The organism is Deinococcus depolymerans, assembly GCF_039522025.1.
Taxonomy (GTDB): domain Bacteria; phylum Deinococcota; class Deinococci; order Deinococcales; family Deinococcaceae; genus Deinococcus; species Deinococcus depolymerans.
Genome location: NZ_BAAADB010000029.1, coordinates 258,067 through 283,244, shown reverse-complemented (window position 1 = coordinate 283,244; position 25,178 = coordinate 258,067). Strand labels below are relative to the sequence as shown.

At 71.9% G+C, this 25,178-nt stretch carries 26 protein-coding genes; 15 read left to right on the top strand and 11 right to left on the bottom strand.

The window, feature by feature from the left end:
- Window positions 1-4 precede the first annotated feature (4 nt).
- The 6 genes from ABDZ66_RS13940 to ABDZ66_RS13915 all read right to left on the bottom strand — a co-directional run bounded on the left by ABDZ66_RS13940 (window position 5) and on the right by ABDZ66_RS13915 (window position 4,689).
- A complete protein-coding gene (locus ABDZ66_RS13940; RefSeq protein ID WP_343760053.1) occupies window positions 5-928 on the bottom strand; it encodes an NAD(P)-dependent oxidoreductase in 924 nt (307 codons plus the stop codon).
- 8 nt (window positions 929-936) lie between these two features.
- On the bottom strand, window positions 937-1,521 hold the full coding sequence (locus tag ABDZ66_RS13935) for a GNAT family N-acetyltransferase (protein ID WP_343760049.1): 585 nt from the start codon (window positions 1,519-1,521) through the stop codon (window positions 937-939).
- A gap of 4 nt (window positions 1,522-1,525) precedes the next feature.
- Window positions 1,526-2,569 carry a 3'(2'),5'-bisphosphate nucleotidase CysQ gene (locus ABDZ66_RS13930; protein WP_343760047.1) on the bottom strand — a complete coding sequence of 348 codons (1,044 nt, stop codon included), beginning with the start codon at window positions 2,567-2,569 and terminating at the stop codon, window positions 1,526-1,528.
- Window positions 2,570-2,599: 30 nt separating this feature from the next.
- A complete protein-coding gene (locus tag ABDZ66_RS13925; protein WP_343760045.1) occupies window positions 2,600-3,316 on the bottom strand; it encodes an endonuclease III domain-containing protein in 717 nt (238 codons plus the stop codon).
- A gap of 138 nt (window positions 3,317-3,454) precedes the next feature.
- Window positions 3,455-4,042 (bottom strand): DedA family protein, encoded by a 588-nt coding sequence (locus ABDZ66_RS13920; protein WP_343760043.1) that lies wholly within the window; start codon window positions 4,040-4,042, stop codon window positions 3,455-3,457.
- Between the two features lie 71 nt (window positions 4,043-4,113).
- Complete coding sequence (locus tag ABDZ66_RS13915) at window positions 4,114-4,689, bottom strand: hypothetical protein (protein ID WP_343760041.1); 576 nt, start codon at window positions 4,687-4,689, stop codon at window positions 4,114-4,116.
- A gap of 111 nt (window positions 4,690-4,800) precedes the next feature.
- On the opposite strand from ABDZ66_RS13915, the gene ABDZ66_RS13910 reads away from it, so the two are divergent.
- On the top strand, window positions 4,801-6,003 hold the full coding sequence (locus tag ABDZ66_RS13910) for an ATP phosphoribosyltransferase regulatory subunit (protein ID WP_343760039.1): 1,203 nt from the start codon (window positions 4,801-4,803) through the stop codon (window positions 6,001-6,003).
- A complete protein-coding gene (gene hisG, locus ABDZ66_RS13905; RefSeq protein WP_343760037.1) occupies window positions 6,000-6,635 on the top strand; it encodes an ATP phosphoribosyltransferase in 636 nt (211 codons plus the stop codon). Before ABDZ66_RS13910 ends, hisG begins: the two co-directional genes overlap by 4 nt.
- 65 nt (window positions 6,636-6,700) lie before the next feature.
- On the opposite strand, the gene ABDZ66_RS13900 is transcribed toward hisG, so the two are convergent.
- A complete protein-coding gene (locus tag ABDZ66_RS13900; protein ID WP_343760035.1) occupies window positions 6,701-7,894 on the bottom strand; it encodes a MalY/PatB family protein in 1,194 nt (397 codons plus the stop codon).
- Window positions 7,895-7,971: 77 nt separating this feature from the next.
- Between ABDZ66_RS13900 and ABDZ66_RS13895 the strand changes: the two genes are divergently transcribed.
- The 4 genes from ABDZ66_RS13895 to ABDZ66_RS13880 all read left to right on the top strand — a co-directional run bounded on the left by ABDZ66_RS13895 (window position 7,972) and on the right by ABDZ66_RS13880 (window position 10,427).
- Window positions 7,972-8,670, top strand: a complete 699-nt coding sequence (locus ABDZ66_RS13895; protein ID WP_343760032.1) for a 5'-methylthioadenosine/adenosylhomocysteine nucleosidase — start codon at window positions 7,972-7,974, stop codon at window positions 8,668-8,670.
- Window positions 8,671-8,677: 7 nt separating this feature from the next.
- Window positions 8,678-9,088, top strand: coding sequence for a CidA/LrgA family protein (locus ABDZ66_RS13890; protein WP_343760030.1), 411 nt, complete (start codon window positions 8,678-8,680; stop codon window positions 9,086-9,088).
- The gene (locus ABDZ66_RS13885; RefSeq protein WP_343760028.1) at window positions 9,085-9,741 is read left to right on the top strand and encodes an LrgB family protein; all 657 of its coding nucleotides are present in this window, start codon (window positions 9,085-9,087) and stop codon (window positions 9,739-9,741) included. The genes ABDZ66_RS13890 and ABDZ66_RS13885 overlap by 4 nt, the downstream gene beginning before the upstream one ends.
- Window positions 9,742-9,827: 86 nt before the next feature.
- Window positions 9,828-10,427 carry a TetR/AcrR family transcriptional regulator gene (locus tag ABDZ66_RS13880; protein ID WP_343760026.1) on the top strand — a complete coding sequence of 200 codons (600 nt, stop codon included), beginning with the start codon at window positions 9,828-9,830 and terminating at the stop codon, window positions 10,425-10,427.
- A 167-nt stretch (window positions 10,428-10,594) separates the two neighbouring features.
- Here ABDZ66_RS13880 and ABDZ66_RS13875 read toward each other — a convergent pair whose 3' ends face one another.
- Complete coding sequence (locus ABDZ66_RS13875) at window positions 10,595-11,338, bottom strand: helical backbone metal receptor (protein ID WP_343760024.1); 744 nt, start codon at window positions 11,336-11,338, stop codon at window positions 10,595-10,597.
- Window positions 11,339-11,427: 89 nt separating this feature from the next.
- Between ABDZ66_RS13875 and ABDZ66_RS13870 the strand changes: the two genes are divergently transcribed.
- The 3 genes from ABDZ66_RS13870 to ABDZ66_RS13860 all read left to right on the top strand — a co-directional run bounded on the left by ABDZ66_RS13870 (window position 11,428) and on the right by ABDZ66_RS13860 (window position 14,812).
- Window positions 11,428-12,096, top strand: coding sequence for a c-type cytochrome (locus ABDZ66_RS13870; protein ID WP_343760022.1), 669 nt, complete (start codon window positions 11,428-11,430; stop codon window positions 12,094-12,096).
- A gap of 242 nt (window positions 12,097-12,338) precedes the next feature.
- Complete coding sequence (locus ABDZ66_RS13865) at window positions 12,339-13,190, top strand: group III truncated hemoglobin (protein WP_343760020.1); 852 nt, start codon at window positions 12,339-12,341, stop codon at window positions 13,188-13,190.
- 8 nt (window positions 13,191-13,198) lie between these two features.
- Window positions 13,199-14,812, top strand: a complete 1,614-nt coding sequence (locus tag ABDZ66_RS13860) for a S49 family peptidase (RefSeq protein WP_343760018.1) — start codon at window positions 13,199-13,201, stop codon at window positions 14,810-14,812.
- Between the two features lie 79 nt (window positions 14,813-14,891).
- Here the strand turns inward: ABDZ66_RS13860 and ABDZ66_RS13855 are convergent, their stop codons facing one another.
- Window positions 14,892-16,661, bottom strand: coding sequence for a M3 family oligoendopeptidase (locus tag ABDZ66_RS13855; RefSeq protein WP_343760334.1), 1,770 nt, complete (start codon window positions 16,659-16,661; stop codon window positions 14,892-14,894).
- A gap of 194 nt (window positions 16,662-16,855) precedes the next feature.
- On the opposite strand from ABDZ66_RS13855, the gene ABDZ66_RS13850 reads away from it, so the two are divergent.
- The 4 genes from ABDZ66_RS13850 to ABDZ66_RS13835 all read left to right on the top strand — a co-directional run bounded on the left by ABDZ66_RS13850 (window position 16,856) and on the right by ABDZ66_RS13835 (window position 21,293).
- Window positions 16,856-18,091, top strand: a complete 1,236-nt coding sequence (locus tag ABDZ66_RS13850; protein ID WP_343760016.1) for an ABC transporter substrate-binding protein — start codon at window positions 16,856-16,858, stop codon at window positions 18,089-18,091.
- Between the two features lie 103 nt (window positions 18,092-18,194).
- Window positions 18,195-19,115 carry a carbohydrate ABC transporter permease gene (locus ABDZ66_RS13845; RefSeq protein WP_343760014.1) on the top strand — a complete coding sequence of 307 codons (921 nt, stop codon included), beginning with the start codon at window positions 18,195-18,197 and terminating at the stop codon, window positions 19,113-19,115.
- Window positions 19,115-19,963, top strand: a complete 849-nt coding sequence (locus ABDZ66_RS13840) for a carbohydrate ABC transporter permease (protein ID WP_343760012.1) — start codon at window positions 19,115-19,117, stop codon at window positions 19,961-19,963. The genes ABDZ66_RS13845 and ABDZ66_RS13840 overlap by 1 nt, the downstream gene beginning before the upstream one ends.
- Before the next feature lie 202 nt (window positions 19,964-20,165).
- On the top strand, window positions 20,166-21,293 hold the full coding sequence (locus ABDZ66_RS13835; RefSeq protein WP_343760010.1) for an LLM class flavin-dependent oxidoreductase: 1,128 nt from the start codon (window positions 20,166-20,168) through the stop codon (window positions 21,291-21,293).
- A 68-nt stretch (window positions 21,294-21,361) separates the two neighbouring features.
- Here ABDZ66_RS13835 and ABDZ66_RS13830 read toward each other — a convergent pair whose 3' ends face one another.
- A complete protein-coding gene (locus ABDZ66_RS13830) occupies window positions 21,362-21,961 on the bottom strand; it encodes a phosphate signaling complex PhoU family protein (RefSeq protein ID WP_343760331.1) in 600 nt (199 codons plus the stop codon).
- A 196-nt stretch (window positions 21,962-22,157) separates the two neighbouring features.
- Complete coding sequence (locus tag ABDZ66_RS13825) at window positions 22,158-22,457, bottom strand: hypothetical protein (RefSeq protein ID WP_343760008.1); 300 nt, start codon at window positions 22,455-22,457, stop codon at window positions 22,158-22,160.
- A 156-nt stretch (window positions 22,458-22,613) separates the two neighbouring features.
- On the opposite strand from ABDZ66_RS13825, the gene ABDZ66_RS13820 reads away from it, so the two are divergent.
- Window positions 22,614-23,573 carry a LysR family transcriptional regulator gene (locus ABDZ66_RS13820; RefSeq protein ID WP_343760006.1) on the top strand — a complete coding sequence of 320 codons (960 nt, stop codon included), beginning with the start codon at window positions 22,614-22,616 and terminating at the stop codon, window positions 23,571-23,573.
- Between the two features lie 118 nt (window positions 23,574-23,691).
- Window positions 23,692-25,170, top strand: coding sequence for a cysteine--tRNA ligase (cysS, locus tag ABDZ66_RS13815; RefSeq protein WP_343760004.1), 1,479 nt, complete (start codon window positions 23,692-23,694; stop codon window positions 25,168-25,170).
- Window positions 25,171-25,178 lie beyond the last annotated feature (8 nt).

The following is a 25,178-nucleotide window of genomic DNA, read 5'->3' as shown; positions in this document are numbered from 1 at the left end:
CGTGTCAGTACGTGCGTCCGGCAGTGACGCGTCCGTCGGGTTCGTGGCCCTGTTGCAGGTCGATCAGGAAGTCGCGGGTGAGGTGAGCGCCGCGCGTGACGAGGTCGGTGGTGGTGCTGGCGATGTGGGGCGTGAGGATCACGTTCGGCTGCGTCCACAGGGGGTGTCCCTCGGGGAGGGGTTCCGGGTCGGTGACGTCCAGGACCGCGCCGCCCAGCGACCCGTCGCGCAGGGCCGTGACGAGGTCGTCCGTGACGATCAGGTTGCCGCGTCCGACGTTCACGAGCCACGCGCCGGGTTTCAGGAGGGCCAGGGTGTCGGCGTTCACGACGCCGCGCGTGTCGGGGGTGCTGGGCAGCAGCAGGACCACCCAGTCGGCGGCACGCAGCAGTTCGTCACGTTCGTCCGTGGGGGTGGCGCTGCGGATGCCGCGCACGTGCGCGCCGTGCGGGGCGAGAAGTTCCTCGAGGTTCCGGCCGATGTGTCCGTAGCCCCACAGGACGACGTTCGCGCCGTCCAGGGTGGTCAGGGCGGAATCGCCGGGCAGGGCCGGGGCGTCCCAGTGGCGGCGGCCCTGCGCGTCCCGGAAGCGGTGCAGGCCGCGCGCCGCGGCGAGCATGCCGCTCAGGGCGTGGACCGCCACGGCGCGGTCGTGCAGGCGGCTGGCGTTGAACAGTGCCACGCCGGGCGGCAGGGCGCCCTGTACGTGGTCGATGCCGGCGGTCAGGGTCAGCACCCACTTCAGGCCGGGCGTGGCGAGCAGGCGGGCGCGGATCTGCGGGCCGGTCATCCACAGGACCATGCCGTCGGCCGGGCCGTCCGGGACGTGCGTGCGGGTGTAGTGGTCGAAGGTCACGCCGGGCACGCCCCCCTCGTCGTGGTGGCTCAGGGCGCGGAACTCGGGCAGGTCGGGAAGCAGGACGCGCATGCCCGTCATTATTCCCCGCCCGGGTCGGGCGGGGTGGGGTGGGGCGGGGTGTCCTGCCGGGCCTGCCATTCGCCCCGGGTGAGTTCCATGTGTACGTCCGTGCGGCCCTGACGTTCGCTGCGGCCCACCTCGCGGAACCCGACGCCCAGGAAGGCGCGCTGGGCGCGGCGGTTGTGTCCGAAGGTGGTCAGGCGGATGCGGCTGAGCGGGAACTCGCGTTCCTGAAAGGCCCAGCGCAGCAGTGCCTGCACGGCCTGCCGGCCGTACCCGCGTCCCCACAGTTCGGGCAGGCCGATCATCACGCCGAGGGTGGCGACGGTGGCGGTCAGGGGGGGTGGGGGGCGCAGGTCGTACAGTTCGGCGCTGCCGATCAGGCGGCCCTGTTCGTCCATGACGCCGAAGCCGTGGCGTTCCCCGGTGCGTTCCTCGTCCTGCATGACGCGCCGGAACAGCCATTCGGGCATGCGGATGGGTTTGGCGTCGTTCCAGTCGGCCAGTTCGCGGCTGCGGAAGAAGGAGTGCAGGGTGCGCCACTCGGCGGGCGTGAAGTCCAGCAGGGGTTTGAGGGTGACGTGTGCGGGATGGTCGGTCATGCGGTCAGGGCTGGACGGTGCCCAGGGTGACGGTGCCCAGGGCGCGCGTCACGTCCCGCGTGAGGCGGTCGAGGTGGAAGGCGTCGCCCTCGGCGCGCTGCACCTGCCGGGTCTCGGGGTTCACGACCAGCAGGGCCAGCAGCTGGCCGTCCGCGTGGCGGACGTTCACGCCCGGGTGTCCCTGGAGTGCGGCGCGGTCGGCGGGTGCCAGGGCAGTCCAGGCGGGCTCGTGCGCCTGCAGGCCCAGGTGCGCGGTGGGCAGGTGCAGGGCGCTGAGCTGGTCCTTGAGCCACGCGGTCGCCCGGGGTTGCCCGCCGATCAGGCCCTGCTCGACGTGCGGACGCGGCTGGTTGTAGTGGATGGCGCGGCCGTCGCGGCGGGTCAGGTCGCCGCCGGCGGCGCGCAGCAGGGCGTGTCCGGCGGCGATGTCCCACTCGCTGCGGGGGGACATGGTGAAGGTCACGTCGGCGTGCCCGGCGGCGATCCGCGCGAGTTTCAGGGCGATGCTGCCGCTGGGTTTCATGCCGCTCAGGGGAACGGCGTGCAGTTCGCGGCTGTGTTCAGTGTCCGAGACGGCCACCCGCCAGTCCGGGCCGCTGCCGGGGGGCGGGGTGGGCTGGCCGTTCAGGAACGCGCCCTGTCCGACCACGCCCGTGAACAGCTCGTCGGTTTCCGGGGCGTACACGACGCCCAGAACGGGCTCGCTGCCCACGGCGAGGCCGATGCTGACGCAGTAGTCGGGCAGGCCCGTCGAGTACTCCTTGGTGCCGTCGATGGGGTCCACGATCCACACGCGGTCGTGGTTCAGGCGGGCGCGGTCGTCGGTTTCCTCCTCGCTGAGCAGGCCGTCGTCAGGGAACGCGGCGGCCAGGGCCGTCATGATCAGCGTGGAGGCCTCGCGGTCGGCGATGGTGACGGGATCGTCGGCGCCCGTCTTGTGTTCCACGGTGAATCCGGCGCGCAGGTGCGCGAGCAGCAGCGCCCCGGCGTCGCGGGCCAGGGCGGCGGCGACCGAGAGTTCGTGAGAGAGATCGTGAGGGGCGGTCATGTCCCGAGCATAGCGGGCCGTGACGCCCGGTCAGCGGGGGCCGAGCAGCGCCGCCGACGGGCACAGGTCCGAGAGGACGCAGGTGTCGCAGCGGGGATGCCGGGCCGTGCAGACCTCCCGCCCGTGCCGCACCCCGGCGACGTGCAGGGCGGCGCGCGCGGCCCAGGTGCGGGGCGTGACCGCGTCGAACCAGCGTTCCACGCGGGCGGCCGTCCAGCCGCCGGGCACCCATTCCAGTCGCCGCGCGAGGCGGTCCAGGTTGCCCTCGACCGGCATGGCGGGCCGGCGCAGGTCGAAGAGCAGCGTCAGGCTGGCGGTGTGGCGGCCCACGCCGGGCAGCGCTTCCAGGTGGGCGCGGGCCGCGGCGTCCGGCAGGTCGCGCAGGCCCTCAAGGCTCAACCCTGCGGTGGCGTCGAGCGCGCCCAGCAGCGCGTGGATGTGGCGGGCCTTGCTGCGGTGCAGGCCGCCGCCCGCGCCTTTCAGGGTGGCCTCGATGCCGTCCGGACCGTCGATCAGCGCGGCCTCCCAGCGGGGGTAGTTTTCCCGCAGCGCCGCGTACTGCCGGGCGGCGGCCGCGCGGGTGTTCTGCTGGCCGAGAATGGTGCGGATCAGTCCGGCGAGCAGCGTCTCCGGGCGGCCCGGCGGGAGGGTGGGGCCGCCGGGCAGGTACGCCGCTTGCAGCCGGGCGCTGACCGGCGCGAACGAGGCTGGCGGGGCGGGCGCGGCGGGCAGGGGGCGGGCGGGCATCCGCGCAGGCTAGCGGCGCGGACGCCCGGGAACCGTGCGCGCGGGCGCGGTTGGGGCCGGAAAGCGGGCAGGGGGCGGGCAGCGGGGCAGCGAAACGCCCCCGGACAGGGCGGGGGCGGGGCCGGGGGGGGCCGGGCTTCAGGCGCGGCGGGCCTGGAAGACCTTGACGAGGATGGGAATGACGCTCGCCACGACCACGCCGCCCACGATCATCAGGATGTACCGGTCCAGGTCGGGAATCAGGCCGCCCAGGTAGTACCCCAGGGCGGGCACGCTGACACCCCACAGCACTGCGCCCAGGATGTTGTACAGGTTGAACGGCCCGAGCGGCATGCGGCTCACGCCGGCCATGGTGGGGACCAGGGTCCGCACGACCGGCACGAACCGTGCCAGGACGACGGCCAGCCAGCCGTACTTCTGGAAGAACAGCTCCGCGCGGGTGATGTACTCGGGCTTGAAGAAGCGGGAGTCCTGCCGGGAGAACACGCCCCGCCCGAAGCGCTGCCCGATGGCGTACCCGACCACGCAGCCCAGGAACGCGCCGACGATCACGGCGCCCATCACGCCGCCCAGGTTCAGGTCCCCGTTCGCGGCGAGGACCCCGGCGGCCAGCAGCAGGCTGTCTCCGGGCAGGAAGAAGCCGACCAGCAGGCCGGTTTCCGCGAAGACGATGGCCAGAATTCCGACGTACGACGCGGAGAGGATCAGGGCGGTCAGATCGTGCATGCCGCACAGGCTACCGCGCGCCGGGGCGGGGGCACGTCATCCGCCCGGATGAGGGGACCCGGGGTGGGCTGTCAGCGGGCGCGGAGGGTGGCGCGGTTGCCGGCGCCGTCCGTGACCTCGATGTCGGCCCAGATGCCGGTCGTCTCGGCGTAGAAGTCCACGCTGGGGCCGGGCGTGATGTTCAGGCGGTTGCCGTCCACGACGATCTGCGCGACCCGCACGTTGTCGGTGGCGGTCCCGGCGACCCGGACGGTGTTCCCGCTGCGTTCGAAGCGCGTGACCCGGATGACGGGCCGCGCGGGGTCCACGCTGACCGGCAGGACCAGCGTGCCCTCGTTCCCGGCGGCGTCGCGGGCCGTGATGGTGTACCGGCCGGTGGGGGTGTTGAGCAGCGTCTGGAACCTGAAACGCGCGAGCTTGTCGCTGCCGGGTTCGATGGGAATGGGTTTGCCGTCCACGGCGATCTGCGTGACGCCGGTGTCGTCGAGCACGTACCCCTGGATCAGGAAGCTGTTCTGCCGGCTGGCGCTGCCCTCACTCGTGACGCTGATGTGCGGCGTGAAGGTGTCGTTGGTGCGGGCGCAGCTGCCCAGCGTCAGTGCCAGCGCAGCGGCGGCCAGGGCACGGTGAAACGGGCGGCGCAACATGCCCCGAGTATAGGGCAGGGCCCGCGGCGTGACTCTGGCGCGGCAGGCACCGGGCCGGGGCGGGCGGATGGTGAGGTGGGCTGACGGTCTGCGTGGCGGGCGGCGTCTAGAATGCCGGGCGTGAGTTCGTCCGCTTCCCGTCCATCCAGCCGTCCGTCCACCCGCGCCGGGTTCATTCCCGAGGGCACGCGCGACGTGCTGCCGCCCGAGTGGTCGCAGCGCGAGGCCCTGCGCGCCCGCCTGAGCGCGTGTTTCAGCGCGTGGGGGTACCGGGGGGTGGAGGTCCCGGCGCTGGAGTTCGCCAGCGCGGACCATCCGCAGGACGCGCTGGCGTTCAAGCTGATCGATTCGGGCGGGCAGGTGCTGGCGCTGCGCAGCGAGTTCACGACGGCGGTGGGCCGGCTGGTCCGTTCGCGCTTCCCGCAGGGGCCGTTCCCGCTGCGCCTGCAGTACGGGGGCCGGCTGTGGCTGCGCGCCCTGAACAGCGAACTGGGCCGCCTGCGTGAGTTCAATCAGCTGGGCGTGGAACTGATCGGCGTGCAGACCGCGCAGTCCGACGCGGAACTGCTGCACCTCGCGGCGGCCGCCATCGGGGTGGCGGGCGTGCAGGCGCAGCTGGAAGTCGGGTATCCGGGCTTCGTGGACGCCGTGCTGGAGGACGCGGGCCTGAACGGCGAGGCGCGCGCCGCCGTGCATGAGGCCATCGACCGCAAGAGTGGCGCGGACGTGGACCTGCTGGCCGCGCAGCACGGCCTGAGCGACGCGGTGCGCGGCACGCTGCACGCCCTGACCGACCTGTACGGCGGTCCCGAGGTGCTGGACGCCGCGCAGGCCCTCGCGCCGGGCGTGCGGGCGCAGGAGGCCGTCGCGCACCTGAGGGCCGTGGCGGCGCTGTACGGTGGGCCGCTGCTGTTCGACCTGGGCGTCAGCCGCCGCTACGGGTACTACACGGGCCTGACCTTCCGGGCGTACTCGGCGGGCCTGAACCAGCCGGTGCTGGGCGGCGGCCGGTACGCGCTGGAGGGCGGGCTGCCCGGCGCGGGCTTCGCGATGGGGCTGGAACGGCTGATGCAGGCGCTCGCGCCGGTCCTGCCGCCCGAACCGGAGGTCGTGCTGGCCCTGGATCTGGCCGGGGCGCGGGCGGCGCGGGCGCAGGGCCTGCACGCGGAACTCGCCTGGACGGACGACCGGGCCGAACTGCGGTCCTTCAGCGCGGCGCGCGGCATCCGCCGCTGGGTGAGTGATTCACCCTCGGGCCTGACCTTCACGGAGCTGACCTTCACCGACCTGAACAGCACGGAGGTGACGCTGTGAGCCCCGCCCCGGTCCGCGGCCCCGACCACCTGACGCTCGCGCTCCCCAAGGGCCGCATCCTGGAGGACGCCATCGCGCTGCTCTCACAGGCGGGCCTGCCGCTGACCATGCCGGAAAAATCCCGCGCGCTGCGGCATGAATTTCCCGGCGTGACCATCCTGGAACTGCGTAACCAGGACGTGCCGATCTACGTGGACCTGGGCGTGGCCGACGCCGGGATCGTGGGCAAGGACGTGCTGATCGAGTCGGGCCGCACCGTGTACGAGCCGGTGGACCTGAAGTTTGCCGGGTGCCGCCTGTCCCTGATCCGCGAGGTCGGCGCGACCGGTGAGATCACGCGCGTGGGCACCAAGTACCCCCGCGCGGCCCGCGCGTACCTGCACTCGCGCGGCATCACGGCCGAGACCGTGAAACTCAGCGGGAACATCGAACTGGCCTGCCTGACCGGACTGGCCGACGCGGTCGTGGACCTCGTGCAGACCGGCGGCACCCTGAAAGCCAACAACCTCGAGGAAGTCGAGGTGCTGTTCCACTCGACCGCGCGCCTGATCGTGAACCGCGCCGCGCTGAAGGTCCGCGCCGCGCGCCTGCGCCCCCTGATCGAGAACCTGCGCGCCCTCACCGCACAGTGAGCCTCACCGCCCAGTAACCAGGGAGTGGGAAGTGGAACGACCACGATCCACTCCCCTCGTCCTCATTACATCTCGCGCTTCAGGGCGGCGGTCATGCGGTTCAGGGCCTCGGTCAGCAGTTCGCGGCTGGTGGCGAAGTTCAGGCGGATGAAGCCCTGGTACTGGGGTTTGTGGCCCTCGTGCGCGAAGACCGGGCCGTCATGCACGGCGACCCTGGCCTCCTGCAGCAGGAAGGCGTGGATGTCGGCGGCGCGCGGGTGGGCGCGCAGGTCCAGCCACGCGAGGTACGTGGCCTGCGGCACATGGAAGCGCACCCAGGGCAGGTGCTCGCGCAGGTGGTCGGCCAGGAAGTCGCGGTTGCCGCGCAGGTACGCCACGGTGTCGGCCAGCCAGGGGCCGCCGTCCCGCAGCGCGGCCTGCCACATGGTGATGCTCAGGGCGCTCTCGTGGCCCATCAGGCCCCCGGCGGCGCGGCGCACGCGGGACAGCAGCGCGGCGTTGTGGCTGACCATCACGCCGATGCCCAGCCCGGCGGTGTTGAAGGCCTTGCAGGGGCCGGTCAGGGTGACGGTGCGGCTCTGCACGCGCGGATCGGCGGCGAAACTCTCGAACGGTCCGTCGGTGTAGCGCAGGTCGGCGTGCAGTTCGTCGCTCATGACGAACAGGTCGCGGGCCAGCACGAGGTCACGCAGGCGGCGCAGTTCCTCGGCCGTCCAGATGCGCCCGGTGGGGTTGTGCGGGTGGCACAGCAGCAGCAGCCGCGACCCGCGCGACGCGGCGTCCATGGCGGCCCAGTTGATCTCGTACCCGCCGTCGGCGTCGCGCAGCGGCACGCCCGCCACGCGGCGGTCCTGGTCGGTGATCGCCAGGTGGAAGGGATGGTAGATGGGGGTCATGGTGACCACCGGCTCGCCGGGGCTGGTCAGGGCGTGCACGGCGGCGTAGATGCCGGGCACCACGCCGGGCAGGAAGGTCAGGTGTTCGGCGCCCAGACCCGTCAGGCCGTGGCGGGCCAGGGCCTCGCCGACCTGCGCCTTCAGGCCAGGGTCCCCCATCAGCTGCGGGTAGCCCAGGCCGCGTTCCAGGCGGGCGCGCAGGGCGTCCATGATGGGCGGCGCGACCGCGAAGTCCATGTCCGCGACCCACATGGGAATCACGTCCGGGTCGAACGCCGTCCACTTCAGGGAGTCCGGGTGGCGCAGGGCCGCTCTGTCCAGCGTGTCGCGGGGATCGGCGGGCTTCAGTCCAGCGTCGGTCATGTTTCCGAGCATACGCCGCGCCCATGAGTGGTCCGGGAACCCGCCTTTCATGGGCGCCGGGGCGTACACTCTGGGGAATGCTGGCGATTATTGGCGCGATGGATGAAGAGATCGAGTTGCTTCTGGCGGACCTGCGGGGCCGCGAGGACCTGACGTTCCCCGGCGTGACCCTGCACCGGGGCGCCCTGGACGGCGTGCCGGTCCTGCTGACGCGCGGCGGCATCGGGAAGGTGAACGCCGCCATGACCACCACGTACCTGCTGACGCAGGGCGCGACCCGCGTGATCTTCACGGGCGTGGCGGGCGGGGTTCACCCGGAACTGCGGGTCGGGGACATCGTGGTCAGCACGGACCTCGTGCAGCACGACGTGGACGTGACCCCGCTGGGCTACGAGGTCGGGACGGTGCCGGGCGAACTGCCCGCCTGGCCCGCCGACCCGCACCTGCGGGCCGTGGCGCTGGACGCCGCGCGGGACGTGGAGGGCGTGCGCGTGCTGGACGGCCGCGTGGCGAGCGGGGATCAGTTCATCGCGTCCCGCGAGGGCGTGCAGCGCCTCTGGACCCGCTTCGGGGCGGCGTGCGCCGAGATGGAGGGCGCGGCGGTCGCGCAGGTGTGCGCCAAGGCGGGCGTGCCGTTCGTGGTGATCCGTTCGGTCAGCGACACCGCCGACCACGACGCGAAGGTGGATTACCGCGAGTTCATGCCGCTCGTCGCGCGGCACGCCAAGCAGGTCGTGCGCGGCATGCTGGCCCGCCTCGCGGCCCCCACCGCCTGAAGCGGCCGTGACCCCACGCGCCCACCCGGCCTCCCTGACCGCCCGCCTGAACGTCCCGGCCCGCTTCCTGCTGGGCCTGGGCATCCTGATGGCCTTCGCGGCGCTGGGGCAGGCGCTGGTGGGCGCGCTGCACCTGCCGCTGCCAGGGTCGGTGGTGGGCCTGGCGCTGCTGTGGGCGGCGCTGGGTAGCGGACTGGTGCGCCTGCACTGGATCGCGGACGCCGCCGACGGTCTGCTGGGCATCCTGGGTCTGCTGTTCGTGCCGGCCACCGTGGGCTTCCTGCAGTTCCTGAGTGCCGGGGCGGCGTGGGGCGTGTGGCTGCTGGTCATGACGGCCGCGCTGCTGCTCGGGGCGGGCGTGGCGGGCCTGCTCGCCTCGCGGCTGCTGCGCCCGGACCGCCCGGAAGGCCGCCCGTGATCTGGCTGACCGTCACGCTGCTGGCCTTCGCGGCGGGCGTGCTGGGGCAACTGCGGCTGCGCTCCCCGCTGGCGAATCCCACGCTGATCGCCACGCTGCTCGTCGCGGCCGTGCTGCTGGCGGGCGGCGTGCCGTACGGCACGTACCTGCGGGACGTGCAGCCCCTGACCACCCTGCTCGCCCCGGCGGTCGTGGCGCTGGCCGTGCCGCTGTACCGCCTGCGCGCCCTGCTGGCCCGGCAGTGGCGGGCGCTGCTGCTCGGCGGGCTGGGCGGCACCCTGGTCGCCGTGGCCGCCGACGCCGGGCTGGCGCAGGTGCTCCGCGTCAGCCCCGACGCCGCCCGAGCGCTGCTGACCGCGCCCGCCACCAGCCCGGTCGCGCTGCAGCTCGCGCCGTTCACGCACGCGCCGCCCGCGCTGGCCGCCACGCTGGCGGTCCTGTCCGGCCTGATCGGTGCGCTGCTGCTGCCCGCCTTCCTGACCGCGCTGGGCGTCAGGCATCCGCTGGCGCGCGGCATCGCCATCGGGGCGGTCGCGCACGGCATCGGCACCGCCCGCGCCCGCGAGGAAGGTGAACATGCGGGCGCGGCCAGTTCCATCGGCATGGGCCTGGCGGCCCTGAGCGTGACGCTGCTGGTGGCGCTGCTGGCCTGAGGGGAGTGCAGGCAGTGGGAGTGAGGGGACGTTCCCTTCCCCCGCCTCCCTTGACCTCGGCCCGCGCAGCCGGGATGCTGGGCGGCATGGCGCGCAAGGTGAATCCCATTCAGGACCGGGCGCGGCGGGCGGCGCTGGAGAAGGCGGCGTACCTGGCGATCTACGAGCGGGGCTACGCGGGCGTGACGCTGGCGGACATCGCGGCGCATGCGGGCGTGAGCCGGGGCACGCTGGTGTATCACTTCGGCAGCCGGGCGGGGCTGCTGGCGGCGGTCATGCGGCGCTTCTCGCGGACGATCGCGGTGGCGACGCGGCGCGCGGTGCGGCTCTCGGATTCGCCGGAGGGGAAGTTGCGGGCGTACGTGGACAACCAGTTCTACGGCCTGGAGAACACCCGGCGGTTCTACACGGTGTCGCTGGATTTCCTGGCGGCCGCCACCCGCGACCCGGAGCTGATGGCGGTCCAGCGGGCGTTCCTGGCGGATTCGCTGGCGGTGGATCTGGAACTGGCGCGGCTGTCCGGCGAGGCGGGCGCCCAGGGGCGGGCGCGGCTGCTGCGGGCGCTGGTCGAGGGTCTCAGCGTGCGGTTTCTGGCGGACCCGGACCCGGACCTCGCGGCGTACCGCGAGGACTGCCTGAGCGGCCTGCGGGCGGTGCTGGGCTGGGAGGCGGACGGCGGGACGTAGCGCCGGTTGTGGGCGGCCGGGGGCCGGGCCGATCATACGGACTCCGATTGAATGGCTTTGTCAGCCATTCAATCCGAGCGAAGCGAGTGGGAGCTTGGCGGGTTCCGGACGTGGAATCGGCAATCCGGTGGAGTGCCGGATTGTTGGCGAAACAAACGGAATCCGTATCAGACGGGCAGGGCGTCCAGCGCGGCGCGGAGTTGCCGCGCGCCCTCCAGCAGGCGGGGGCCGGGGCGGCCCAGGCCGCTCTCGTGGATGGCGACGACCGGCACGCCCAGGCCGCGCGCCTCGATGACCTCCGGGCGGAGTTTCCTCGCGCCGCACCAGGAGCACACGATCAGGTCCGGGCGGGCGGCGCGGACCTCGTCCAGGGTCAGGGGTGTGCTGCGGCCCGCGCGGCCGGCGAGGGCGTTTACAGCGCCCAGCCCCGCCAGCAGGTCCGTGACCCAGGAGTCGCGGGTGGCGGCGATGATGGGCCGGGGCCACCACTCGATCAGCACGCGCGGCGGGCGGGCGTGGGCGCGGTGCAGGGCGGCCAGGTCGCGTGCCAGGGCGTCGGCCACCGCGCCTGCGTGGTCGGGTTGCCCGGTGGCCGCGCCGATCAGGCGGATGTCGCGCAGCACGTCCGGGACGCTCAGGGGGTCGAGGATCAGGGTGGGCAGCCCGGCGGCCTGCACGGCGTCCACGACGCGCTCCATGCCGGGCACGCTGAGGCTCGCCAGGACCAGGTCGGGGCGCGCGGCGATCAGGGTGTCCACGTCGATGTTCAGGTCCGGGCCGAGGCGCGCGGCGTGCTCCAGGCCGGGGCCGTCGCTGTGGCTGTCCACGGCGACCAGCTGCCGGGTGGCACCCAGGGCGTGCAGGATGTCAGTGTTGCTGCACGTCAGGCTGGCGAGGCGCAGGGGAGGCATGTGGGCAGTGTAGTGCGGCCTGCCGCCGGGCGCGCGGGGTGCGTGCTGGGCGGTCAAACGCCCCCTGACCGTATGGTAAGCTCGCGGGTATGAAGAACACGTTCGCCGTCTCCATGACGCTGCTGCTGGCCCTGACGCTGGGCGGCTCGTTCGCCGCGTACAACATTGCCACCAAACCTCACCACGAGGAAAGCAAGTCCGAGGGCGGCGAGAAGGAAGGCGCGACTCCTCTCAGCGAGTCCGCGCCCAGCGCGAACAGCGCCGCGACCGGCGCGGCCGGGTCCGCCGAGGCGCAGGGTGACGTCACCGCTCCGAACGAGGGCGGCACGCAGGGTGGCGAGAACGGCGCCGTGGCCGCCAGCGGCGAACTGACCACGCCCGAGACTCCGGCAGCCAGCACCGAGGGCACCCGGACGGACCCCGCGCCGGAAGCGAGCGCCGCCGGCGAGACCGGGAAGTCCCCGGCAGCGACCGCCGCCGCCGCCGAGACGCAGGGCGACGCGACCGCCGGCGAGAAGACCTACGCCAGCAGCGGCTGCGCCGGCTGCCACGGCGCGAACGGTCAGGGGCAGGTCGGCCCGACGCTCGTGGGTGCGGACGGCCCGAAGAACTGGACGCTGGCGCAGTTCACGACCGCCCTGCGTGAGGGCAAGACCCCGGAGCGGGAGCTGGGGGCCGTCATGCCGCGCTTCAACGAGACCCAGCTGACCGATTCGGACATCGCGAACCTGCAGGCGTACATCAAGACCCTGAACTGACCCCGGCCACGGCCTCCGCGGGAACGGTATGCGAGAACCGTTCCATCCCAGCGGAGGCGACCCGGAGAGCGGCCCCGCAGAGGAGAAGCAGAACGGACTGTCGGCCGTGGAGTTGGCAGGACGGTGGTGTTGCGGGGTGGGAACGAACCAGACGGCAGTCCGCAGGACGGATGCGGAACGGACCTTCACGCAGGAGCGGCGGAGGTCCGTTTGCTGTGCGGGGCGGCCGGTATGCTGGGCGGATGACCGGGCCGCTGCTGTCCACGCCTCCCCTGCCCACCCCTGAGCTGACCGGGCCGCGCTGGACCGTGCAGGCCGCCACGCCCGACGCACTGGCGGGCGCCCCGGGGCTGCTGTTGCCGCACGACGGCCTGCCGGTCGCGGACGTGCGGGCGCACCCGGAACGCTGGCAGACGCTGACGCTGGTGACGGGCGCCCTGCGCCGGGGCGTGCCGGTGCTGGGCTGGGGGTCGGGCGCGGCGCTGCTGGGCCGGGCGCTGGGGGCGGCCGTCACGCCGGGCACCCCGGACTGTTCGGCCCTGCCGCGCGGCGCGCAGGCGCACGCCTGGGCCGGCACGCAGCCGCTGCACTGGACGGTGGGCCGCGCGGTCGCCTGGGCGGAAACGGACCTGCCGCCCGCGCTGCTGTCGGCGTTCCTGGCGGCGCTGCCCGGCTGGTCGGACCGCACGCCGGGCTCGCCGCTGGAGGCGGTGGGGGGGGTGGTGGCGGTGCGGGCGGTGGTCACGGCCTTCTACGCGCGGGCGCGGGCCGACCGCCTGCTGGGGCCGGTGTTCGCGGCGCACGTGACCGACTGGCCCGCGCACCTGGAGCGCGTGACGGCCTTCTGGGTGACGCTGCTGGGCGGCGAGCCGGGCGCAGCGGCGTGGCGCGGGAACCTGAACGCCGCGCACGCGGGGCTGGGCGTGCGCGCCGCGCACCTGGGCCGCTGGCTGGCGCTGTGGGACGCCACGGCCCGCGAGGTGCTGCCCGCCGACGCGGCGGCGCTGCTGAGCGCGCGGGCGGCCGTCATGGGCGAGCGGCTGGGGCGCGCCGCGGGAGCAGGCGGCGGAACTTCTCAGGCGGGCGGCGCGTAGCGTGGGGCATGAACCTGAACCTCCCGTTCCTGAACCGTGACGACGCGCTGCCCGGCGGCGTGACGCGACCCACCTGGGTGATCCTGGACCTGAGCGGCCCCTTCCCGGAGCGTCAGCCGGGCAACCCGGTCGCGGCGCTGCTCAGCCGCACCGAGTCGCTGGAGGCGCTCGCGGCGCGCGTGCAGAAGTTGCGCGGGGCCGGGTGGCTGCACGGCGTGCTGGTGCGCTTCGGGGAGTTCACGGCCGCGCCCGCGGCGGCGCACGCGGTGCGGGGCATCCTGGCGGACCTCGCCGCCGAGAAGCGCGTGGTGGCGTACCTGCCGCAGCTGACCATGACCACCCTGATCGCCGCGAGCGGCGCAGGCGAACTCGTCGCGCCGGAATCCGCCGAGGTGAACCTGGGAGGCTTCGGGGTGGAGAGCACCTTCCTGGGCGAGTTCCTGAAGAAACGCGGCATCGAGTTCGAGAACCTGCGCGTCCGCGAGTACAAGGCCGCCCTGACGCGCTTCTCGCAGGACCACATGGACGACCACAACCGCGAGCAGCTCCAGGCGTACCTGGACGGCCTGGAGGGCGCGTGGGTGCGGGATCTCGCATCGGCGCGGGGGGTCTCGGAGGACGTCGCAGCCGGCTGGCTGAGCGCCGACCTGACCAGTGCGCAGGCAGCGCTGGATGCCGGCGTGATCACCAAGGTCGCCTACGAGGACGAACTGGTCGGGCCGGCCTCGCGGCCCTTCGAGGCGGTGCTGGACCTGCTGACGCCCCACCGGCCCGCGAAGGCGAAGGCGGGGCGGGTGGCGGTCGTGCCCCTGATCGGCACGATCATCACCGGCAAGAGCCGCACCAACCCCATTCCGCTGCCGCTGCTGGGCGGCCCGATGGCCGGGTCCGACACGGTCGTGGCGGCCCTGCGCCGCGCGAAGGAGGACAGGGCCACGAAAGCCATCGTCCTGTACGTGAACAGCGGCGGCGGCAGCGCCCTGGCCAGCGACCTGATCTGGCGCGAGGTCGCCAAGAGCGAGAAACCGGTCGTGGTCGTCATGGGCGAGTACGCCGCGTCGGGCGGGTACTACGTCGCCACGCACGCCAGGACCATCGTGGCCTCGCCGTACACCCTGACCGGCTCCATCGGCGTGGTCAGCGGCAAGCCCGTCCTGACCGAATTCAACCGCCGTCACGGCCTGAACCCCGAACGGGTGGGCCGCGACCGCGCCCTGATGTACTCCCCGGCCCGCCCGTACACCGACGAGGAACGCGACCACGTCGAGAAGGGCATTCTGGAGGTGTACGACCGCTTCACCACCCGCGTCGCCGAGGGCCGGAAGCTCAGCAAGGAGCGCGTGAACGAACTCGGCCGCGGCCGCATCTGGAGCGGTCAGGACGCCCTGCAACGCGGCCTGATCGACGAACTCGGGGACCTGAGCACCGGCCTGACCCGCGCGCGGGAACTCGCGGGCCTCCCGCACGACGCGCCTGCCTGGAACGTCACCCCGAAGAATCACGGCCCCCTGCCGCAGTTCGCGCAGGAAGCCGCGCAGGTCGCCAGCGTCAGCGTCAACGTGTGGCCCTTCGGCAACGAGCGTGTGCTGACGTGGTTCGATCAGGACGTCAAGGTGCGCTGAGGCGGGAGGCCAGAAGGAGGTTAGGAGGGAGGGGGGAGTCGAGGTCCAGGCCCCCGGCTCCCCCCTGCCCCCGGCCGGTTTACGCCTGCGTGGTGGCCTCGTACGCGTCGATCTGGCGGCGGATGACGTTCAGGCTGCCTTCCCAGAAGTCCGGGGCGTGCAGGTCGATGCCGAAGCGCGCGGCGAGGGCCAGCGGGGTGGCCTGTCCGGTGGCGGCCAGCAGGGCGTCGTAGCGGGCCTGGAAGTCCGCCTCCTGGCCCTGGGCGCGGGCCTGTTCGTACTGGGCGTACAGGCCCAGGCCGAACAGCAGGCCGAAGGTGTACGGGTAGTTGTAGAAGGAGCGGCCGTAGTAGTGGGGTTTGACGGCCCACATGTAGGGGTGGGGTGTGTTCAGGGCGTCGCCGTAGGTGTCGCGTTGCGCCTGCACCATCAGGGTGTTCAGGTCGCTGGGGTTCAGGTCGCCCCCCGCGCGGCGTTCGAAGACGGCCTTCTCGAACAGGAAGCGGCTGTGGATGTCCACGACGACCTGCGCGTGGCCCATCAGCTGCGTTTCGAGGACGTACAGGCGCTCGTCGCCCCGCGCGGTCTGCAGCGCGGCGTTCTGGATGATGGTCTCGCAGAAGATGCTGGCGGTCTCGGCGAGGGTCATGGGTGTCTCCTGCTGGAGGGGGCGCAGGCCGCCGAGCTGCAGGTTGTGGTATGCGTGCCCCAGTTCGTGCGCGAGGGTGCTGACCGAGTCGAGGCTGGGGTCGTGGTTCATCAGGATGCGGCTGTCGGCGCCCTGCCATTTCATGCAGAACGCGCCGCTGCGTTTGCCGTCGCGGGGGCCAGCGTCGATCCAGCGCTCACCGAAGGCGCGGGCGGCGAAGTCACCCAGGGCTGGGCTGTACGCGCGGAACTGGCGTTCCACGAAGGCCTCCCCGGCGTCGTAGTCCCAGTGGGTGTCGCTTCTGCCGACCGGGGCGAACAGGTCCCACCAGTCCAGCTGCGTCTTGCCGAGGTGGCGGGCCTTGGCGCGGAAGTAGCGGCGGAAGTCGGGCAGGGCGCGGACAACGGCGGCCTGCATGGCGTCCAGCGTCTGGCGGTCGATGCCGTTGCTCAGGAGGCTGGGGGCGACGGGGTCCGTGAAGCCGCGCCGGGCGGCGAGGGTGCCCTCCTCGCCCTTGACGCCGTTCATGCAGGCGGCGAAGACGGTCTCCTGGGTCTTCCAGGCGGCCACCTCGGCGTGGTAGGCGTCCTGGCGGACCTGCGGGTCGGGGTCGCTGGCCAGGGCGCGCAGGGCGGTCACGGGCAGGGTCTGGCCGCGGTACTCGCCTTTCAGGGTGCTGGAGACGTTGCCGTGCAGTTTGCCCCAGCCGCCGCCGCTGGCGGGGTGCAGGCGAGCGGCGAGGTCCTCCTCGGGCGGGGTCATCTGGTGGCGGGCGAGCTGCGCGGCGCGGCGCAGGCGGTGTTCGTGCGCGCGGGCGGCGGCGCTGCCTTCCAGCAGGGCGGTCAGGGCGGCGTCGTCCAGGCCGCCCAGCCAGGCGGTCAGGCGGGCGCTCAGCGGGCCGAGCGGCAGGGTCAGGGTGGTCAGGGTGGCCATGCGGGCCTGCGCGGCCTCGTCGCGGCTGTCGGTGGTCACGAAGGCGTACACGAAGGCGCGCACACGCCCCGCGCGGGTCAGGACGGCGTTCAGGTCACCCAGCACGGCGTCCACGGCGGTCGGCGTGACGGGCGCCCCGGCGCGGACGGCGTGGGTGTCGAACAGGGCTTCGAGGGCCCGCACGTCCTGGTCCAGGGCGGCGAGGTCCTGGTCCAGCTGCGGGTCGTTCAGGCTGGCGTACAGGTCGTCGGTGCGCCAGCGGGGCATCTCGGTTGTGGTCACGCCTGAGTGTACGGCGGGGTCCGGGCCGGGCGGTAGGCCAATTGGCGCAGCGCGGCGGGCGTGCCATGCTGTTGGGGACGGCACACCCAGAGGTCTGGACTGCGCGGGGCGCGCGACTGGACCACCGCGCCATTAGTTGATAAAACAAGTCCACTTTTGAGTCCGTTCCGGAGGTTCATATGCGTACCCGCCTCACCCTGACCGCCCTGCTCACCCTGACTGCACTCGGCAGCGCCAGCGCCGCCACCACCCTGACCGTGTTCATGGGCAGCCAGCAACGCCCGGACATCTTCCAGCCGCTGTTCGACCGCTTCCAGAAACAGAACCCGAACATCAGGATCAAGATCGAGACCGGCGGCGCCACCAGCGAAGCCCAGAACCAGTACCTGACCACCGTCCTGGCCGCCAGGGACAGCACCCTGGACATCTTCCTGATCGACGTGGTCCGCACCGCCACCTTCGCCGCCGCCGGCTGGGCCGAACCGCTCGACGCCTACCTGCCCAGCAAGGACACCTACCTGAAAGCCTTCCTGGCCGGCCCCATCGGCGCCGCCAGCGTCAGCGGCAAACTGTACGCCATGCCGGCCTTCACCGACGCGCAGTTCCTGTACTACCGCAAGGACCTGCTCGAGAAGCACAAGGCCAAGGTCCCCAGAACCTGGGATGAACTGGCCGCCACCGCCGCCCGCATCCAGAAAGCCGAGGGCGGCAACCTCCAGGGCTTCAACTTCCAGGGCGCGCCCATCGAGGGCACCGTCTGCAACTTCCTCGAAATGACCTGGACCGGCGGCGGCAGCGTGGACGACGTGACCAGCGCAGCCGCGAAACAGGGTCTGGGCTTCCTGGTGAACGCCGTGAAGACCAAACTCTCCCCCGCCGCCAGCGCCGAGATGAAAACCGACGACTCCCGCCAGCAGTTCCAGGCCGGGAACGTCCTGTTCGGCCTGAACTGGAGTTACGCCTGGGCGCACTTCCAGGGCAACAGCCCCCAGCCCACCCGGGTGAAGGGCGACGTGGGCGTGGCCGCGCTGCCCGCCTTCGGCAAGAACGCCAGCGCCACCTGCACCGGCGGCTGGGAATGGGGCGTGAACGCCTTCGGCAAGAACAAGGCCGCCAGCGTGAAACTCCTGCAGTTCATGGCCAGCAGCGACGTGCAGAAGGAAATGGCCATCAAGGGCGCGTACCTGCCGGTCCGCAAGAGCCTGTACAACGACAAGGCCGTGCTGGCCGCCAACCCGCACTTCAAGTCCCTGTACCCCATCGTGACCAAGGCCCGCCCGCGCCCCGTCACGCCCAGCTACCCGCGCGTCAGCGAGATCATCCGCAACAACGTCTCGGCCGCCGTTGCCGGCAGCAAGACCGTGGACGCCGCCCTGAGCGAGATGAAACGCGACCTGACGCCGCTGCTCAAGTAACCACCAGGACACCGGCATGGGGGGGGCGCCACGTCGCCTGACGGCACGCCCCCCCATGCCGGCCCGGACACCCCCGCCCCCCTGCCCGAAAGACGTGACCCTCATGACCACACCCAACCCCACCCCGGCCCGCCGACCCCGCCGGGAACCCAGCGAGGCGCTGCTGGCCACGCTGCTGCTGCTCCCGGCCGCCGCGCTGCTGCTGGGCGTCCTGCTGTTTCCCATGCTGACCACCTTCCGCGACAGCCTGTACCTGAACAAACTGACCGAACCGTGGCTCCAGGGCTTCGTCGGCCTGAAGCAGTACGCGCAGATGCTGCACGACGCCCGTTTCGGTCAGGCGCTGCGCAACACGCTGCTGTTCGGCGTGCTGACCGTCGGCGGCTCGTTCCTGGTCGGCATTCCCATGGCGCTCGCCGCGCACCTGCCGGGCCGGACGCGCGGACTGGCGCGCGTGGCGCTGCTGCTGCCGTGGGCGATGCCGCCCGTCATCACGGGCCTGATCTTCGCGTGGCTGTTCAACGCGCAGTACGGCGTGTTCAACGACCTGCTCGTGCGCGCCGGGATCATCGACGAGCCGCTGCGCTGGCTCAGCACGCCGGGCCTGAGCGTCCTGGCGATGGTCGTCACGATCATCTGGAAGACCAGTTCCTTCGTGGCGCTGATCGTGCTCGGCGGCCTCCAGGGGATCCCCAGGGAGATGATCGAGGCGGCGCAGGTGGACGGCGCGACCCCCACGCAGACGTTCTTCCGGGTGGTCCTGCCGCTGCTGGCCCCCAGTCTGGCCGTGGCGTTCATCTTCCGGACCATCAGCGCCGTGCAGGTGTTCGACATCCCGTACACCTTCATCCAGCAGGCGCCGGCGCAGGGCCTGCTGGAGACGCTGGGCGTGTACATCTACCGCACGGGCATCGAATTCCTGGACTTCGGGTACGCCGCCGCGCTGAGCGTGGCGCTGTTCGCCCTGAGTCTGGCCGTGACCGCCGTGTACGTCCGCTTCGTGCGGGACGGAGCGAACTCCTGATGGAAGAACACACCCCAGAGAACCTGAGCCCCGCCCAGCGCCTGGGCCGCGCCGCCGCGCTGGCCGCGCTGATCGTGGGCGGGTTCTTCCCGTTCATCTGGATGCTGCTGACCAGCCTGAAAACCGAAGGCGAGCTTCAGAAGTTCCCGGTGCAGTACCTGCCCTCGAAACTGGATTTCAGCAATTACGCCCGCGTGTTCAGTGAGCAGCCGTTCGCGCAGTTCTTCTTCAACTCGCTGACCGTCAGCCTCCTGAGCACCGTGCTGTGCATCGCGGCCGCCGTGCCCGCCGCGTACGCCCTGGCCCGCCTGAACCTGCGCGGGCGCGGGCTGCTGCTCACGGCCGTCGTGGCGTTCAGCATGTTCCCGGTCGTCAGCCTCCTGATTCCGCTGTTCCGCCTGATGCGCGGCGCGAACCTGCTGAACACCTACCCCGCCCTGATCCTCCCCTACGCCGCGCTGAGCCTCCCCATCGGCATCCTGACGCTGGTGGCGTTCTTCAGCGCCATCCCGCGCGACCTCGAAGCGGCCGCCATGGTGGACGGCACCACCCGCGTGGGCGCCCTGACCCGCGTGGTCCTGCCGCTGTCCGCGCCGGGCGTCGTGACGGCCGCGCTGCTGGTGTTCGTGAACTCCTGGAACGAATTCCTGCTGGCCCTGAGCTTCAACACCAAACTCAGCATGCGGACCGTGTCCGTCGGCGTGACCCTCTACCAGGGCGAGTTCGCGTTCCCCTGGCCGCTGATCGCCGCCGCCGTCGTCGTCGCCACCGTGCCCCTCGTGCTGCTAATCGCCATCTTCCAGAAACGCTTCGTGTCCGGCCTGACCGCCGGAGGCGTGAAGGCGTAGAAGGTTGATGGTTCATGGTTGATGGAACCCTGTCATACGAACTGCCGTTTGTTTCGCCGACAATCCGGAACTTCACCGGATTGCCAGCTCCACGTCCGGAACCCGCCCAGCTCCCACTCGCTTCGCTCGGACCCAGCGGGCTTTGCAGCCCATTCAATCGGAGTCCGTATCACACCCCATACCTCTCCCCTTCAGGTGACTTATGACCAATCCTTCCCAGTCCGAATTCCTGTGGTTCCTGCAACTGTCGCGTGACGGTGAGTTCATCGGCACGAAAACCAAGCCGCCGCGTAAGCCCACGCTGGCGTACCTTCAGTCGCTGATCAGCGCGGCGGGCGAGGCGGGCTTCACGGGCCTGCTGACCGCCACGAACTACCACAGCGAGCACGAGAATTACACGGCGGCCGTGGCGGCCCTGGCGCGCAGCGCGCCGACCGATCCGGCGCTGCTGATCGCGGTGCGGCCCGGCATGTTCCACCCGGCCATGTACGCGAAGATGCTAGCCACGTTGCAGAACCTGTTTCCGGGGAGGGTGCGGCTGAACATCGTGACGGGCAGCAGCCCGGCCGAGAACGCCATGTACGGCGACAACGAGGACCACGGCAAACGCTACGAGCGCACGCGGGAGTTCATGCAGATCCTGCGGCAGCTGTGGACGGCCCCGCCGCCGCAGTCGTTCCGCAGCGACCTGTACGCCTTCGAGAACGCCGTGCTGGACCCGGCGCCCGTGCAGCCGATTCCGCTGTACTTCGGGGGGGCGTCGCCGGTGGCGCAGGAGATCGCGGCGGACCTCGCGGACGTGTACCTGATGTGGGGCGAGCGGGAGGACATGCTGCAGGAACGCCTGAACCAGATGCGGGCGCTGGAGGAGAAGACCGGCCGCCGGCTGCGCTACGGGCTGCGGACGCACGTGATCGTCCGTGAGACCGAGGCCGAGGCCCGCGCGGCCGCCGAGCGTCTGATCAGCCGCGTGGACCCGGACGTGCGGGCGGCGTTCGTGGCGAGCCACGCGCACGTGGACGGCGTGGGCCAGAAACGCCAGATCGACATGATGAAGGGCCTGGACGCGGACCTGATGGTCGAACCGGGTCTGTGGGCGGGCGTGGGCATGGCCCGCAGCGGGGTGGGCGTCGCCCTGATCGGCAGCCCCGAGCAGGTGGCCGCCAAGATCCGCCGCTACGAGGACATGGGCTTCAGCTCGTTCATCTTCAGCGGCTACCCGCACGAGGAGGAGGCGCGGCGCTTCGGGGAACTGGTCATGCCGCTGCTGAAGGGCGCGCAGAGCGAGGAACGCGCCATTCACACGGACCGGGTCGCGCCGGTCGCCTGATCGCCACAACGGGTGCGCGGGGTGCCTTCCAGCCGGAGCACCCCGCGTCCCGTTGCCGGTGGCTGGATTCAGCTGGGGACTGGGGGCATGCCGGTCACGACGTGTTCCAGGCGTTCGGCGACGTTCACGAGGTGATCCCCGAGCCGTTCGAGGTTGCGGGCCATGCGGCTGGCGGTCAGGGCGACGCTGGTGTCTTCCGGGCGTTCGAGCAGGCGGGTGAGGCTGGCGCGCTGCATCTGCTCGTACAGGGCGTCCACCTGTTCGTAGTCGAGGCGCATGACGTCGCGGGCGGCCTCCACGTCCCGTTCGGCGAAGGCGTAGGCGAGGCGTTCGAGCATCTCCGAGAGCAGGCGCACGAGCGGCAGGACGTCCTGCAGGGTGGCGCTGCGGGCGCGGGGCGCGAAGGTCTCGAGGTCGCGGGCGACGTTGAAGGCGTAATCCCCGACCCGTTCGAGGTTCGACAGGCTGCGGAACACCATCAGGTGGAAGGCGAGTTCCTGTTCGGTCAGCCCGGCGGCGAAGGCCTGGAGGCACAGGTCCTCGATCTCGCGTTCCAGGGCGTCGGTTTCGGCTTCCAGCGTCTCGGCGCGGGCGGTCAGGCCGGCGAACTCGGCGCGGTCGTTGGCGTCCCGGACGGCGTCGAGCTGTTCGAGGGTGATGCTCAGCATCCGCAGGAAACGCACGGTGACCAGCGCGACACTCAACTGGCCGGCGCTGGCCGGTCCCGCTTGGACGGGTCCGGCGCTGGCCTGCTGAGGGGGGTGGTCGCTGTTCATGCGGCCAGTATCGTGCCGTGTTGTGATGACCGGGTCAAGGGACAGCGCGGTACGCCCCAGGTGAAGGCGCCCCGGATGGCGGGACGGGTCAGCGGTGGGTGCGGACGGGACCCAGCGGCGTGATGCCGGCGGCGTGCAGCGCGGCGCGCAGGTCGTCCGGGGTGGCGGCGTGGTGGGGGCGGGCCTGGAGGGTCAGGTCGCCCAGGCTGGCGATGGGCCAGCTCTGCACCGTCCAGCCGTCCAGTTGCGGGGTGCGTCCGCTGGGGGCGATGACTTCCAGGCTGTACAGGGGCAGGCTGTCCAGGGGCAGGGGGTGGGCCGCGGCGGGTTCAGAGGGCGTGGGAGTGGGGAGGTGGGTGGGGCTCGGGCGGTGCTGGGTGGCGGTCATGGGGGGCACCTCGTCGGGGGCGCGGCCGGGGTGGCCGGTGATGCCCCCAGCGTGCGCCGGTGGGGGTCGGTCTGACCATCGGTGCGGACGCTGCCCCTCCCGTAATGCATCGGTTTTCCCGATGCCTGCCGGGCTGGGCGGGGCCTACACTGGGGCATGACCTCCACGCGCCTCTCCCCCACCACGGGCCTGCCGTCGCTGGCGCAGCTGCGCGCCCTGCTGGCGGTGGCGGACGCCGGGGGCTTCAGCGAGGCGGCGGCGGAACTGGGCGTGTCTCAGTCCACGCTCAGCGAGGCGATCAGCAAACTGGAGGCGCTGGCGGGGCGGCCCCTGCTGCGGCGTGGGCGCGGTGGGACGGTGCCCACCCCGGCCGGCGAGCGGATGCTGACGCACGCGCGTGCGGCGGTGCAGTCGGCGGGCGACGCGCTGCTGGCCGCGCAGGAGGACACGCAGCTGCGCGGCGTGCTGCGGGTGGCGTCGTTCCGTTCGACCGCCACGCACCTGCTGCCGCCGGCACTCGCGGCGTTCCGGGCGCAGCATCCGGGCGTGACGGTCCGCCTGATGGACGGCGAGACGGGGGGTGGCGGTCAGGACCTCGTGCGGCGCGGTCAGGCGGACGCCGCCATCGTGATCGAGGAGAACTGGGGCGATCTGCGCCTGACCCCGCTGGTCATGGACGAGTACCTGTTCGTGGCCCCCGCGCGGCGCGGCTCGCACCCGGTCACGCCCGACGACCTGGGGGGGCCGCTGCTGCTGGCCCCGGGGCCGAATTCCTGCAACCTGCGGGTGATGGGGTACCTGCGCCGCTGCGGCGTGCAGCCGGGGCGCGTGACCGAGATCGGCGAGGACAGCGTGATCCTGGGCATGGTCGCGCACGGGCTGGGCGTGAGCGTGATGCCCCGGCTGGCGCTGGAACCGCTGCCCGACGGACTGGTGGCCCTGCCGCTGCCCGAGCGGCTGATGCGGCCGCTGGCGCTGGCGACCCTGCCGCACCGCGCGAACCTGCCGGTGATCCGGGCGTTCACGGACGCGCTGCTCGCGGCGCTGCACCGGCCCCACGCGCCCGCGCCGGAACCGGCGGCCGCGTTGCCGGGTGGGGCTTCTCTGCTACATTGAAGCGTATGACGACCCTGTGTTGCCTCCGCTAGCGGCCCACGCGCAGCCCAGCGTCCGTGACCGCGCCCCTGATCCATGTGGCGCGGTCTTTTTATTGCCAACTGAACGAGGAGACATCATGACCCAGCGTCCCGAACCCCGCCTGCCCGATCCGAACATCGTCCTGTACGACACCCTGACCCGCCAGAAGGTCCGCTTCGAGCCGACCACGCCGGGCCGCGTGGGCATGTACCTGTGCGGACCGACCGTGTACAGCGACGCGCACCTGGGCCACGCGAAGAAGGAGGTGGCGTTCGACGTGATCCGCCGGGCGTTCACGCACTTCGGGTATCAGGTGCGCTACGTGGCGAACATCACGGATGTGGGGCACCTCCAGAACGACTCCGACGACGGCGAGGACAAGATGCTCGCCCGCGCCCGCCTGGAGCAGCTCGAACCCATGGAGGTCGCGGACAAGTACATGTGGTCGTTCGTGAAGGACATGGAGGCCCTGAACGTCCTCAAGCCCAGCATCAACCCCCGCGCGACCGGGCACATCGGCGAGCAGATCGCGCTGATCACGGAACTGATCGAGAAGGGCCACGCCTACGAATCGGCGGGCAGCGTGTACTTCGACGTGCGCTCCTGGCCCGAGTACGGCAAGCTGTCGGGCCGCAAGCTGGACGATCAGGAGGAAGGCGTGCGCGAGGCGGTCCGCGAGGAGAAACGCGACCCGCGTGACTTCGCGCTGTGGAAACGGGCCGAGCCGGGCCACATCATGCGCTGGGAGTCCCCCTGGGGCGTGGGCTTCCCGGGGTGGCACATCGAGTGCTCCGCGATGAGCCTGAAGTACCTCGGGGAGGGCTTCGACATTCACGGCGGCGGCCTGGACCTGCAGTTCCCGCACCACGAGGCCGAGATCGCGCAGGCCGAGGCGGCCGGACACGCCTTCGCGCGCTACTGGATGCACAACAACATGCTCACCATCGGCGGCGAGAAGATGAGCAAGAGCAAGGGCAACTTCCTGACCATCCAGGACGTCCTCGCGCAGCACGACCCGATGGTGGTGCGCTTCCTGCTGGTCGGCAGCCACTACCGTTCCATCACGGAATTCAGCGACGCGGCCTTCGAGTCGGCCCGCAGCGGCTACCGCCGCCTGAGCGAGGCGCTGCACGAGGTCGAACGCCGCCTGCCGGGCGCGCCCGCCGGGCAGCATTCGGCGCTGGACGCGAGGATCGCCGCGCACGTCCAGGCCTTCGAGGACGCCATGCGCGACGACTTCAACACGCCCAAGGCCGTCGCGGCGCTGTTCGGCCTGACCACCGACCTGAACGCCGCGCTGAACACCGGCGAGGTGCCGCGCGGCACGCTGGAGGCCGCCCGCGCCGCCTACCGTGACCTGGGGGGCGAGGTGCTGGGCCTGTTCGCGGGCGGCAGCGGCCCCGCGCAGACCGACGACTCGCAGGTCGTGAGTGCCCTGATGGACCTGGTCCTGAAGGCCCGGCAGAACTACCGCCTGAACAAGCAGTACGCCGAGGCCGACGAGCTGCGCGACACCCTCACGAAGGTCGGCGTGACCGTCGAGGACACCAAGGACGGCGTGCGCTGGAAACGCTGACCGGCCGG

Coding starts and splice junctions, on each gene's coding strand:
- ABDZ66_RS13940 (WP_343760053.1), bottom strand. CDS start 928: ATGCGCGTCCTGCTTCCCGACCTGCCCGAGTTCCGCGCCCTGAGCCAC.
- ABDZ66_RS13935 (WP_343760049.1), bottom strand. CDS start 1,521: ATGACCGACCATCCCGCACACGTCACCCTCAAACCCCTGCTGGACTTC.
- ABDZ66_RS13930 (WP_343760047.1), bottom strand. CDS start 2,569: ATGACCGCCCCTCACGATCTCTCTCACGAACTCTCGGTCGCCGCCGCC.
- ABDZ66_RS13925 (WP_343760045.1), bottom strand. CDS start 3,316: ATGCCCGCCCGCCCCCTGCCCGCCGCGCCCGCCCCGCCAGCCTCGTTC.
- ABDZ66_RS13920 (WP_343760043.1), bottom strand. CDS start 4,042: ATGCACGATCTGACCGCCCTGATCCTCTCCGCGTCGTACGTCGGAATT.
- ABDZ66_RS13915 (WP_343760041.1), bottom strand. CDS start 4,689: ATGTTGCGCCGCCCGTTTCACCGTGCCCTGGCCGCCGCTGCGCTGGCA.
- ABDZ66_RS13910 (WP_343760039.1), top strand. CDS start 4,801: ATGCCGGGCGTGAGTTCGTCCGCTTCCCGTCCATCCAGCCGTCCGTCC.
- ABDZ66_RS13900 (WP_343760035.1), bottom strand. CDS start 7,894: ATGACCGACGCTGGACTGAAGCCCGCCGATCCCCGCGACACGCTGGAC.
- ABDZ66_RS13895 (WP_343760032.1), top strand. CDS start 7,972: ATGCTGGCGATTATTGGCGCGATGGATGAAGAGATCGAGTTGCTTCTG.
- ABDZ66_RS13880 (WP_343760026.1), top strand. CDS start 9,828: ATGGCGCGCAAGGTGAATCCCATTCAGGACCGGGCGCGGCGGGCGGCG.
- ABDZ66_RS13875 (WP_343760024.1), bottom strand. CDS start 11,338: ATGCCTCCCCTGCGCCTCGCCAGCCTGACGTGCAGCAACACTGACATC.
- ABDZ66_RS13870 (WP_343760022.1), top strand. CDS start 11,428: ATGAAGAACACGTTCGCCGTCTCCATGACGCTGCTGCTGGCCCTGACG.
- ABDZ66_RS13865 (WP_343760020.1), top strand. CDS start 12,339: ATGACCGGGCCGCTGCTGTCCACGCCTCCCCTGCCCACCCCTGAGCTG.
- ABDZ66_RS13860 (WP_343760018.1), top strand. CDS start 13,199: ATGAACCTGAACCTCCCGTTCCTGAACCGTGACGACGCGCTGCCCGGC.
- ABDZ66_RS13855 (WP_343760334.1), bottom strand. CDS start 16,661: ATGCCCCGCTGGCGCACCGACGACCTGTACGCCAGCCTGAACGACCCG.
- ABDZ66_RS13850 (WP_343760016.1), top strand. CDS start 16,856: ATGCGTACCCGCCTCACCCTGACCGCCCTGCTCACCCTGACTGCACTC.
- ABDZ66_RS13845 (WP_343760014.1), top strand. CDS start 18,195: ATGACCACACCCAACCCCACCCCGGCCCGCCGACCCCGCCGGGAACCC.
- ABDZ66_RS13840 (WP_343760012.1), top strand. CDS start 19,115: ATGGAAGAACACACCCCAGAGAACCTGAGCCCCGCCCAGCGCCTGGGC.
- ABDZ66_RS13835 (WP_343760010.1), top strand. CDS start 20,166: ATGACCAATCCTTCCCAGTCCGAATTCCTGTGGTTCCTGCAACTGTCG.
- ABDZ66_RS13830 (WP_343760331.1), bottom strand. CDS start 21,961: ATGCTGAGCATCACCCTCGAACAGCTCGACGCCGTCCGGGACGCCAAC.
- ABDZ66_RS13825 (WP_343760008.1), bottom strand. CDS start 22,457: ATGACCGCCACCCAGCACCGCCCGAGCCCCACCCACCTCCCCACTCCC.
- ABDZ66_RS13820 (WP_343760006.1), top strand. CDS start 22,614: ATGACCTCCACGCGCCTCTCCCCCACCACGGGCCTGCCGTCGCTGGCG.
- cysS (WP_343760004.1), top strand. CDS start 23,692: ATGACCCAGCGTCCCGAACCCCGCCTGCCCGATCCGAACATCGTCCTG.